The organism is Chloroflexota bacterium, from assembly GCA_016875535.1.
Taxonomy (GTDB): Bacteria; Chloroflexota; Dehalococcoidia; order SHYB01; family SHYB01; genus VGPF01.
In genome coordinates, this window is sequence record VGPF01000023.1 from 26,398 (window position 1) to 36,937 (window position 10,540).

The following is a 10,540-nucleotide window of genomic DNA, read 5'->3' on the forward strand; positions in this document are numbered from 1 at the left end:
ACCTTTTTGTAGTCTGCCATCGCCGCACCTCCTGAAAGAGCGAGTCTTGTTACCTTCGCTTAGCCCTTGCCTCAAGCCAGCGTTTGAAGGAAGCCTGGCTTTCGCCGGAGTGGCGACCGGCAAGCAGGCCCTCCACGCTGATGTCTTCATCCAAGTCAGGCCAGTGGATGCCCCGGCCCTTGCCGATGAGCCGCCAGTTGGCGCGCTCCTTTGAAGCGGCATGCTCCAGCCGGGGGTACCAGGCCAGAGGCGCGGAGACGGTGCGCCCATCGCTCAGTTGAGCGGTGAGCGCATCGTTCAGAACCCTGGCCATGACGGCACTTGGCATCCTTAGCCTTTCCACCAAGAAGGACGCATGCCCAATTATAGGGCATGCGTCCTTGCACGCGAGTCAGAGCCGATTGTAAGGCGGAGCCGCTGACTAGCTGATGGTGACGACGGCGCCTGCGGCCTCGAGCTTCTTCTTGGCGTCTTCAGCGCCGGCCTTGTCCACGTTCTCCTTGACCGGCTTGGGGGCGCCCTCAACCAGGTCCTTGGCTTCCTTGAGGCCCAGGTTCGTGACCTCGCGGACGGCCTTGATGACGTTGATCTTGTTGGGGCCGGCCTCCTTGAGGGTGACGGTGAAGGTCGTCTTCTCCTCAGCGGGGGCGGCAGCAGCGGCGCCGGCGGCAGGGGCGGCGGCCACGGCGACGGGCGCGGCGGCGGAGACGCCGAACTCCTTCTCCAGCTGCTGCACGAGCCAGGCTACGTCCATGATGGTGAGGCCCTTGATGCCATCGAAAATCTCTTCCTTCGTTGCGGCCATTGTGTTCCTCCAGGTCCTTTATTGCTCTATTGGGATGTCTTTCGCGTCACAGCCCCGGTCGCCCAAGGCTGGTGATTCCGGTGGTTACGATGCCTTGGGCGCGGCGGCCTCCAGCTGCTTGCGGCGGCCTTCCAGCACGCGGGCGAGCCCCGCGGTGTGGAAGCTGAGGCCGTGGACCAGGCCGTATAGGGGGCTCTTCATGCTCCCCATCATCTTGGCGATGAGCACCGGCTTGGGCGGAAGCGCGGCCAGGGCCTTCACGCCGCCTTGGTCCAGCACCTGTCCGTCCATCACGCCACCGTGGACGGTGAGCGGGATCTTGGTGGCGGCGATGTGGTCCGTGACGATTTTGGCGGGTTCGTTCACATCGCCGTAGCCGATGACGAGAGCCGTGGGGCCCTTCATCACCTTATCCAGGCCCTTCTTGCCCACCTTATCGGCGGCGATGCGGACCAGGGTCCGCTTGGCGACGATGTATTCGATCTTTTTCTTGCGAAGCTGGCGGCGCAGCTCGGAAACGTCCTTCACCGTGAGGCCGCGGTACTCAGCTGAGAGGACGATGGTCGCCTTCTTCAGCTTCTCTTCCAGCATCGCGATCTGTTCTGCTTTTTCCTGCGTCGGCATCCTTGCCTCCAAATAAAAGCGCCCTGTGCTGTGAGACACAGGGCGCAGCAAAAGCCTTCGTGAAGCTTCCGTCCGTGCGCCTTCTTGCCTCGGCGGGATGATTAAGGCTTGCGCCCCCCGCTGTCTTGAGCACGATGGCCAGTATGTAGTATAGCCGATTTCTTCTTCGCGGGCGACCATGCAGGATCGCCCTGGAGTCTCTTCCTTTACTTCGCCTTGAGCGAAGTGAGGGCGGGGATATCGAGCCTGATGGCGGGGGCCATGTTGGCGTTCAGGCTGGCGCGGGTGACATAGACGCCCTTGATGGCGGCGGGCTTGGCCTGCATCACGGCCTCCATCACGGCGCCCATGTTGTCCAGGAGCTTCTGCTCGTCAAAGCTGACCTTGCCGATGACAGCATGGATGGCGCCGGAGCGATCCAGGCGGAATTCCACGCGGCCGCGCTTGGCTTCGCCGATGGCCTTGGCGATGTCCTGGGGCTGAACCACGGTGCCGGACTTGGCGTTGGGCATGAGGCCCTTGCGGCCCAGGACGCGGCCGAGCTTGGCCACCTTGGTCATCATATCCGGCGTGGCGATGGCGACTTCGAAGTCAGACCAGCCGCCTTCGATCTTCGCGATGGTCTCGTCGTCGCCGATGTGATCGGCGCCGGCGTCCTTAGCGGCGCGAACCAACTCGCCGCCGACGAAGGCCATGACGCGGATGGTCTTGCCCAGCCCGTGGGGCAGGGAGGCGGTGCCGCGCACCTGCTGATCGGCCTGCTTGGGATCGGCGCCCAGGGTCATGTGCAGCTGGACGCCCGCATCGAACTTGGCCGAGGAGGTCTTCTTGGCTAGGGCCACAGCCTCCTTGGGCGCATAGCGCTTGGCCTTGTCTATCTGCTTGAGGGATTCTCGATATTTCTTGCCGTGTGCGATTGCCATGCCGATACTTCCTGTCTGCTTATTGAACGGTGATGCCCATGGAGCGGGCCGTGCCGGCGATGATCTTCTCAGCGGCGGCTACATCGTTCGCGTTGAGGTCCTTCAGCTTCAGCTCCGCGATCTCCTTCACCTTGGTCTTGGTGATGACGCCGGCCTTTTCGCGGCCGGAGAGGCCGGAGCCCTTCTCCACGCCGGCGGCCTTCTTGATGAGGGCGGAGGCGGGGGGCGTCTTGGTGACGAAGGTGAAGCTGCGGTCCTTATAGATGGTGATTTCGGCGGGGATGACCTGTCCCGCCATCTGCGCCGTGCGGGCGTTGTAGTCCTTGACGAACTGCATGATGTTCACGCCGTGCTGGCCCAAGGCGGGGCCCAGGGGCGGCGCCGGAGTGGCCTTGCCGGCCTCCAGCTGAACCTTCACGATTGCGGATACTTCTTTAGCCATCGTCGTGCTCCTCCCCCTTCCCTCGCAGGGAAGAGGACAGGGAATAGGTGCTTACAGCTTTTCGATCTGCAGGTTGTCCAGCTCCACCGGCGTCTCACGGCCGAAGAAGGAGAGCAAGACGCGGACCTTGCCCTTGTCCGGATAGAGCTCGTCCACGGTGCCGATGAACTCCGCGAAGGGACCATCGGTGATGCGGACGCTCTGGCCTTTCTGGAAGCCCACCTTGACGCGGGGCGCCTCCGCCTCCATCTGCTTGAGGATCGCCTTCACTTCGGCGTCCTCCAGGGGCACCGGCTTGTTGCCGTGGCCCACAAAGCCGGTCACGCCGGGCGTATTGCGCACCACGTACCAGCTGGCATCGTCCATCTTCATATTAACCAGGATATAGCCGGGGAAGACCTTCTTGGCCACGGTGCGGCGCTGGCCGTCCCGGATCTCGATCTCGTCTTCCGTGGGAACCACCACGCTGAAGATCTTGTCCTTCACATCCATCGTCAGGACGCGCTGGTCAAGGTTCTTCTTGACGCGGTCCTCATAGCCCGAGTAGGTGTGGATGACGTACCATCGCACATCCTTATCCTTGGGCAGTTCAACCGCCTGGTTCTGCTCTATCTGCTCTGCCATGGTCATCACTTCACCGCGGCCTTCCGCTAGATGAAGACCTTCCTGACGAGGTTTGAGAAGCCGATATCGAAGAGGCCGAGGACGAGGCCCACCACAAGGGAGACGGTGACGACCATCACGGTGAGGCGCGTGGCCTCTTCCCTGGTGGGCCAGGTGACGCGCCGGATCTCCGCCACGGTGTCCCGGATGAAGCCGAAGGGTGAGCCCGCGGCATTCTTGGGGATGATGGAGGCGGGCGATGAGCTTTCGCGGCCGGGGCGCGTGGTCATGGCCTACCGCACCTCTCGGTGCATCTTGTGGGTGCGGCACCGGGGGCAGAACTTGTTCCGCTCCAAGCGTCCGCTATCGTTACGCTTGTTCTTCTCCGTGCTGTAGGAGCGCTCTTTGCAGTCCGTGCACGCCAGGGTGATGATGACCCTGTTTTCGCCTTTTTTCGCCATAGCCGTTCTCTCGGTTCTTTCCCACAGGGCGGCTTGAGCCGCCCGTCCTTACTTGGTGATCTTGGTGAAGACGCCCGCGGCCACCGTGCGGCCGCCTTCGCGGATGGCAAAGCGCAGGCCCTCTTCCATCGCAACGGGGGAGATGAGCTTCACATCCATGGTGATGTTATCGCCGGGCATCACCATCTCCACGCCATCCGGGAGCTTGATCTCGCCGGTGATGTCCATGGTGCGGATGTAGAACTGGGGCTTATAGCCGGTGAAGAACGGCGTGTGGCGGCCGCCCTCTTCCTTGCTGAGGACGTAGACCTCCGCCTTGGCCTCCGTGTGGGGCGTGATGCTGCCGGGCTTGGCCAGCACCTGGCCGCGCTCCACATCCTCGCGCTCCACGCCGCGGACCAGGAGACCCACGGCATCGCCCGCTTCGCCTTCGTCCAGCGACTTGTGGAACATCTCGACGCCGGTGACGACACGCTTCTTGCTTTCGCCGAAGCCGATGATCTCGATTTCTTCGCCCACCTTCACGGTGCCGCGTTCGATGCGCCCCGTGACCACGGTGCCGCGGCCCTTGATGCCGAAGACGTCTTCCACAGGCATCAGGAAGGGCTTGTCCTTGGGGCGCTGGGGCAGGGGGATGTTCTTATCCACGGCGTCCATAAGGTCCATGATGCACTTGTACTCGGGGGCCTTTGGGTCTTTGGAGGCGCTCTGGAGCACCTTGAGGGCGCTGCCGCGGATGAAGGGGATCTTATCCCCGGGGAACTTGTACTTGTTCAGCAGGTCCTTGACCTCCAGCTCCACGAGCTCCAGGAGCTCTTTGTCCTCCATCAGGTCCACCTTGTTGATAAAGACCACGACGGCCGGCACCTGCACTTGGCGGGCCAGGAGGATGTGCTCGCGCGTCTGGGGCATGGGGCCGTCCGGCGCGCTGACCACCAGGATGGCGCCGTCCATCTGGGCCGCGCCGGTGATCATGTTCTTGATGTAATCGGCATGGCCGGGGCAGTCCACGTGGGCGTAGTGGCGGCTATCCGTCTCATACTCCACGTGGGAGATGGCCACCGTGAGGATCTTGGAGGCATCCCGCACCACGCCGCCCTTGGCGATATCGGCGTAGCTCTTCTGCTTCGCCTGGCCCTTGAGCTCAAGGACCTTGGTGATGGCAGAGGTGAGCGACGTCTTGCCATGGTCAATGTGGCCGATGGTGCCGACGTTCACGTGCGGTTTCGTTCTCTCAAACTTCTGCTTAGCCATGTGCCTACTCCTTCATTTCTGGAGCCCAGAACCGGGATTGAACCGGTGACCTCGTTCTTACCAAGAACGTGCTCTGCCAACTGAGCTATCTGGGCCTAATGATGATTACGGGCTGGTGCCCTATAAGTTCCTTTATATCTATGGTGCAGGGGGTAGGATTCGAACCTACGTAGCCGTTAGGCAGCAGATTTACAGTCTGCCGGTTTTAGCCGCTCACCCACCCCTGCAAGCCGACCTCTTGCAGGCTGTCCAGCGACCCTGCAATCACACGATCGTCAAGTATATCTTTCGCTCCTCTGTCCGTAAAGGGCTAGCCGGGAGGCTGGAGCCCGAGAGGGGATTCGAACCCACTAACCCCCCGATTACAAATCGGGTGCGCTGCCGTTGCGCCACTCGGGCCTGGATCCAACGCCTCCCCGGCGCCGCCGACCTGTCCCTTGGAAGGCAACACGGTATCGGGCTGCGCTTCACGGGGGACGCTACCAGTATATAGGAAGAGGCACACGGGCGCAAGCCGGGTCCGGCAGGAGACGGGGACGACACGGGGATTCAGGAAGCGGAGAGCAGGGTTCGCCCCGCCCAGCAGGGCCTTTCCACTCACGCCATCCGCCACTAGACAGTGGCTCCTATACTTATAAGTAGAGGAAGTCCTAAACGAGAGGTGATTGTGGAAGATCACGCGGAGCGGCATGTTTCGGCGGAGCGGCTGATGCAGAAGATCACGATGCACGTCCTCAACCATCCCGAGCGGGAACGCCTCCTCAGGCAGCTGCGCTCCTTCTACGGCCTGCGGATCCCCTTCGCCGCCATCGCGCGGAGCTTCAACATCGCCCTCACGGAGCGAGAGCGGCAGATGGTCTGCGAATGGGACCGCGTCAGGGAGGCGAACGAGGCCTCCCGGCGCCTCGATTCGGCCATCGCCGACGTCCTGGGCGAGGAGCCGGACGATCCCCCGGAGGCGCCTCCGGCGCGCCTGCCCCCATCGCCCCCAAAGCCGATGCCGCTTTGGAAAAAGGAGAGGAGGAACGCCTACGGCCAATAGGCCAACCCCGGTTCCGTCAACCCATCGAATGTTGCGGAGTTTCGGCAAGCCTCTGGTGCGAAGCATCGGATCAGCCGAAGGAGCCACGGAATAGTAGACCCGTTCGCTTCCTTGCAGACAAGGAGCGCTCAGGGTGACAAAAGGTCACCATGCCGCCCACCTACGAATGGTCGAACAACCGCGTCACCTCCAGCGTGACAAGGAGCTACGACGGCTTCACCGCCCTCACCATCACCTTCGCCGCCGAGTCCGTCCGCCTCGATCGCGGGCGCGTCCACGCCCGGCTGAGCGTCTATGTGAACGGCGCCAATTACGGCTGGACCTTCTGCAACGTGGAGCGCGTGGAGGACCGCAACCGCCTCATCAAAAGCGTCTATGACGCCTTCCAAACCCCGGAGGAGCGCGCCGCCTACGCCTACGAGGAGATGCGGCACGATTTCCACGCCTTCTGCGGCGGCCTCTGGGAGGCCTGGATGGCCCGGGACCAGCCGGAGGCGCTCCAGGGCAAGCTCAGCCCGCCCAGCTTCATCCTCACGCCCTAACTCCTGGAGCACAGCTCCACCATCCTCTTCGCCCAGGGCGGCAAGGGCAAAAGCACCCTCGCGCTCCTCATGGCCGTCTCCGTGGATGCCGGCGTCCAGACCTTCTGGCCCGTCCTGCAGCGCAGGGCCCTCTTCGTCAACCTGGAGCGCAGCCGCGAATCCGTCCGCAACCGCATCGCCCTCGTCAACCGCGCCCTGGGCCTGCCGGTGGAGCGCGAGCTGCTGACCCTCAACGCCCGGGGCCGCCCCTTTGAGGCGCTGGTGGAACCCCTGCGGGAGGCCATCGCCAAGCGCGCGGTGGGCCTGGTGGTGGTGGACAGCATCTCCCGCACGGGCTACGGCAAGCTGACGGACGACGACACGGCGAACCGCGTGATGGACGCCGGCAACGCCCTTGGGGTGGCGATACTGTGGATCGGCCACACGCCCCGGGCCGATGAATCGCAACTCTTCGGCTCTACGATGTTCCGCAACGGCGCCGATGTGGAGGTGCGCGTCCCACAGCCAGCAGCGCGAGAACCTGATGGGCCTGGGCCTGGAGATGACCAAGGCGAACGATGTGCGCCCGCGCCCCATGCAGGTGCTGGCCCTGGAGTACGACGAGGCGGGGCTGAAGCAGGCGCGCAGCTCCAGTCTGGCGGAGTTCCCGGAGCTGGACGCCAACCGCACGCCCACCATGGCGGAGGTGATCGAGGCCTATCTCCTGGAGAACAAGGCAAGCACGCCGGTGCAGATCGCGAAGGACCTGGGGCTGAACCCCAAGAGTGTGCGCGTGCTCCTCACGCGGGAAAGGAACCGATTCGTGCCCATCGAAGGCACGGTGAACGATAAGCGAGTGACGCTTTACGGCCTCGCCTACAAAGAACAGGCCGATCGAGCCGCGTGAGCGCTACAGCTGCGCTACAAAGCGCTACAAACCCATGCCTGCGACCTCTCCACCAGATGAAAATGACACCGCTACAAGTGCACATCGCCGCTCGAAAGAGGGCGCTTCTGTTGGACCTTCGCGGCAGCGCTTCAGTCGCCGTTCGCGTAAGAAATATCCCTGGAGGGATATTTCTTACCGCGAGGGAACAGGCGGCTGGGGGAAGCAGCTGTTTCATGAACAGCAGGTCGTGGAGCAACTGCTTAGAAGGCAGTGGGTCTGTCCGCCCCTGTCATCCTGAGGCCTCTGGTGCGAAGCATCGGGTTGCACAAGCAACCCCAGCCAGGGTAGACCCGTTCGCTTCTCCAGTGCTCTGCACCGGAGAAGGCTCAGGGTGACAGGGAGATGCTTGCGTCGAATAGCCGCGCTAATCTACGCAGATTCTGCGTAGATTATCTGCCTGGCGCGGCGCGCCTGTGCTATAATCTACGCACGTTATGCGTAGAATCTATGTCCATCAACAGCCCGGCTGGCCCAAGCTCACCTGGGACGCGGCGCGGCTCGCCGAGCCGATGGCGGACCTGCGCCACCGGCAGGGCAGGCTCATCGGCCGCATGGCGGCCCTGGGCTTCAAGCTCCGCCAGGAGGCCTCTCTCCATACCCTCACCGCCGACGTGGTGAAGACCAGCGAGATCGAGGGCGAGCGCCTCAACATCGAGCAGGTGCGCTCCTCCCTGGCCCGCCGGCTCGGCATCGAGATCGGCGCCCTCAAGCCGGCCGACCGCCATGTGGACGGCGTGGTGGAGATGATGCTGGATGCCACGGGCAACCATGCCAAGCCCCTCACGGCAAAGCGGCTCTTTGCCTGGCACGCCGCGCTCTTCCCCACGGGGCGCAGCGGCCTCAGCACCATCACCGTGGGCGCGTGGCGCACCGGGCCTATGGAGGTCGTCTCCGGCCCCGTGGGCAGGCGGCGCGTCCACTTCGCCGCGCCCTCCCCGGCCAGGCTCAAGCGGGAGATGGCGGCCTTCCTCAAGTGGTTCAACGGCCCCGAGCCTATGGACAACGTCCTCAAGTCGGGCATCGCCCACCTCTGGTTCATCACCATCCACCCCTTCGACGACGGGAACGGCCGCATCGCCCGCGCCATCGCCGATATGTGCCTCGCGCGCTCGGAGAAGAGCTCCCAGCGCTTCTACAGCGTCTCATCCCAGATCCGCCAGGAGCGCGCCCGCTACTACGAGGTCCTTGAGCGGACGCAAAAGGGAAGGCTGGACGTGACGCCGTGGATGGAGTGGTACCTGGGCTGCCTGGGCCGCGCCATAGACAGCGCAGAGGGCCTCCTGGCCCAGGTGCTCGCCAAGGCGAGGTTCCTGGAGAGCATCCAAGGCATCACCTTGAACGAGCGGCAGTCGCTGGTCTTGAACCGCTTCCTGGACGGCTTCCAGGGCAACCTCACGACGGCGAAGTATGCGAAGCTCGCCAAGTGCTCCCACGATACCGCCCTGCGCGATATCCAGTCCCTGGTTGAGCGCGGCGTCCTGGCCGCCGGCCCCGAAGGCGGGCGGAGCACCAGCTACGCCCTCGCCCCGCGCAGGAAAGGGTAGCGTCCCTTTCCCCTCCTTGCGTCGAATAGCTGTCCTAATCTACGCAGAATCTGCGTAGATTAGGACAGCCAACCCAGCTAACGTAGACCCGTTCGCTACCTTGCAGACAAGGAGCGCTCAGGGTGACAGGGGAAAGAAAAGAGGCCCGCGGGGGCGGGCCTCTTTAAGCGAGCTTCGCGCGAGAGGGCGGCGCTTAGTTCAGCAGGCCGTAGGTCTTGCCGATGTTGCCGCAGACGATCTTGTAGCGCTCCTCCTCCGGCACGTTCACGAAGTGCTCGTCAATCGTGCGGCGGGAGTAGGGGAAATCGTTCCCGTGGTGCGGGAAGTCCGTGGACCAGGCTATGTTATCGAGGCCGACGGCATGGCGCACCTGGACGCCGATCTTGTCAATGATGAAGGTGGCCAGGAAGTTGTCATACCAGTACTGGCTGGGCACCTTCTTCAGCTGGGTCTTGGCCCAGTTGCGGTTGCGCCAGTAGCGGTCGTCCATCATCTCCAGGAAGTGGGGCACCCAGCCGCCGCCGACCTCCACGCCGATGACCTTGAGCTTGGGGAAGCGGTCAAAGACGCCGAAGAAGATCATCTCCACGATGATGGGCATGAAGTTGCCGAAGGCCGTGGAGCCCATGGCGGGGCCGGCCTCCTGGATCTTGCTCTTGCGGGGCGGCTGGCCTGTGTTCGCGAGGGAGATGTGGATGCTCACCGGGGTGCCCGTCTCCTCCGCGGCGGCCCAGAAGGCATCGTCCGCCTTGGAGATGGACTGCCCGCCGCTGGGCCAGGTGCTGATGACCACGCCGCGGACGCCCTGCTTCCGCGCCGCCTTCAGCTCGGAGACCATCGTCTCCACGCCCAGATTCGGCATCTGCACAACGCCGAAGAGCCGTTTGGTGTCTGCGGAGCAGAAGCCCTCCACCAGCCAGCGGTTATAGGCGCGCATGCCCGCCAGGTGCGCCTCCTGGTCCGTCTGCCGCATGAAGGTGTTCATGGCGCGCTGGGGCGGGTAGAGGAACTCGGCGTCCACGCCGTCTATGTCCAGGAGCTTCAGGCGCTCCTTGCCGTCGTGGCAGCCGGGGTGGATGTTCACGCCGTACTTGGAGCCTGTCCACTTCAGCTGCTCAAAGCTGCCGCCCACGCGGGTCACCAGGCCCAGGGGCTCGGCCACGCCGCCGGCCTCGTACTGCCAGGCGTCTCCGCCCTCTTCGTCCTTCACCAGCTTTGGGGCGCGGTCCTGGTACTTCTTCTCCAGCCACTTGCTCCAGAGGTCGGGCGGCTCGATGGTGTGGGAATCGCCCGAGATGATCTTGTAAGGGTGACCCGTCGTGGACTTGTACATCAATACTCCTTTATTTCCTAGCGCGAGGCTCGCCCCGCG

General features: G+C 63.7%; 14 protein-coding genes and 3 tRNA genes. 4 read left to right on the forward strand and 13 right to left on the reverse strand.

Features of this window, described 5'->3' with window-relative positions:
• Positions 1-49 precede the first annotated feature (49 nt).
• From FJ039_07720 to FJ039_07775, 12 genes are all read right to left on the reverse strand, one after another.
• The gene (locus FJ039_07720) at positions 50-328 is read right to left on the reverse strand and encodes a DUF2442 domain-containing protein (protein ID MBM4406053.1); all 279 of its coding nucleotides are present in this window, start codon (positions 326-328) and stop codon (positions 50-52) included.
• Between the two features lie 93 nt (positions 329-421).
• Positions 422-805: a 50S ribosomal protein L7/L12 gene (locus FJ039_07725; protein MBM4406054.1), complete on the reverse strand. Its 384-nt coding sequence runs from the start codon at positions 803-805 to the stop codon at positions 422-424.
• A gap of 84 nt (positions 806-889) precedes the next feature.
• Complete coding sequence (locus FJ039_07730; protein MBM4406055.1) at positions 890-1,609, reverse strand: 50S ribosomal protein L10; 720 nt, start codon at positions 1,607-1,609, stop codon at positions 890-892.
• Positions 1,610-1,635: 26 nt separating this feature from the next.
• Complete coding sequence (locus tag FJ039_07735; protein MBM4406056.1) at positions 1,636-2,352, reverse strand: 50S ribosomal protein L1; 717 nt, start codon at positions 2,350-2,352, stop codon at positions 1,636-1,638.
• A 19-nt stretch (positions 2,353-2,371) separates the two neighbouring features.
• A complete protein-coding gene (gene rplK, locus FJ039_07740; GenBank protein MBM4406057.1) occupies positions 2,372-2,794 on the reverse strand; it encodes a 50S ribosomal protein L11 in 423 nt (140 codons plus the stop codon).
• Positions 2,795-2,845: 51 nt separating this feature from the next.
• Positions 2,846-3,418, reverse strand: a complete 573-nt coding sequence (gene nusG / locus FJ039_07745; GenBank protein MBM4406058.1) for a transcription termination/antitermination protein NusG — start codon at positions 3,416-3,418, stop codon at positions 2,846-2,848.
• A 26-nt stretch (positions 3,419-3,444) separates the two neighbouring features.
• Positions 3,445-3,687 carry a preprotein translocase subunit SecE gene (secE, locus tag FJ039_07750; GenBank protein MBM4406059.1) on the reverse strand — a complete coding sequence of 81 codons (243 nt, stop codon included), beginning with the start codon at positions 3,685-3,687 and terminating at the stop codon, positions 3,445-3,447.
• 3 nt (positions 3,688-3,690) lie between these two features.
• On the reverse strand, positions 3,691-3,858 hold the full coding sequence (gene rpmG, locus FJ039_07755; protein ID MBM4406060.1) for a 50S ribosomal protein L33: 168 nt from the start codon (positions 3,856-3,858) through the stop codon (positions 3,691-3,693).
• 48 nt (positions 3,859-3,906) lie between these two features.
• A complete protein-coding gene (tuf, locus tag FJ039_07760) occupies positions 3,907-5,112 on the reverse strand; it encodes an elongation factor Tu (GenBank protein MBM4406061.1) in 1,206 nt (401 codons plus the stop codon).
• Between the two features lie 19 nt (positions 5,113-5,131).
• A tRNA-Thr gene (locus tag FJ039_07765) sits at positions 5,132-5,207 on the reverse strand.
• Positions 5,208-5,253: 46 nt separating this feature from the next.
• Positions 5,254-5,339 (reverse strand) — tRNA-Tyr (locus FJ039_07770).
• A gap of 96 nt (positions 5,340-5,435) precedes the next feature.
• Positions 5,436-5,511 (reverse strand) — tRNA-Thr (locus FJ039_07775).
• Between the two features lie 268 nt (positions 5,512-5,779).
• Here FJ039_07775 and FJ039_07780 point away from each other — a divergent pair.
• The 4 genes from FJ039_07780 (at position 5,780) to FJ039_07795 (ending at position 9,168) form a co-directional block, all read left to right on the forward strand.
• Positions 5,780-6,154, forward strand: a complete 375-nt coding sequence (locus FJ039_07780; GenBank protein ID MBM4406062.1) for a hypothetical protein — start codon at positions 5,780-5,782, stop codon at positions 6,152-6,154.
• A gap of 149 nt (positions 6,155-6,303) precedes the next feature.
• Positions 6,304-6,696, forward strand: coding sequence for a hypothetical protein (locus FJ039_07785; protein ID MBM4406063.1), 393 nt, complete (start codon positions 6,304-6,306; stop codon positions 6,694-6,696).
• A 3-nt stretch (positions 6,697-6,699) separates the two neighbouring features.
• The gene (locus FJ039_07790) at positions 6,700-7,527 is read left to right on the forward strand and encodes a hypothetical protein (GenBank protein MBM4406064.1); all 828 of its coding nucleotides are present in this window, start codon (positions 6,700-6,702) and stop codon (positions 7,525-7,527) included.
• Positions 7,528-8,058: 531 nt separating this feature from the next.
• Entirely contained in the window at positions 8,059-9,168 is a 1,110-nt protein-coding gene (locus FJ039_07795; GenBank protein MBM4406065.1) for a Fic family protein, read from the forward strand.
• 193 nt (positions 9,169-9,361) lie between these two features.
• Here the strand turns inward: FJ039_07795 and FJ039_07800 are convergent, their stop codons facing one another.
• Positions 9,362-10,501 (reverse strand): amidohydrolase, encoded by a 1,140-nt coding sequence (locus tag FJ039_07800; GenBank protein MBM4406066.1) that lies wholly within the window; start codon positions 10,499-10,501, stop codon positions 9,362-9,364.
• Between the last annotated feature and the right edge of the window lie 39 nt (positions 10,502-10,540).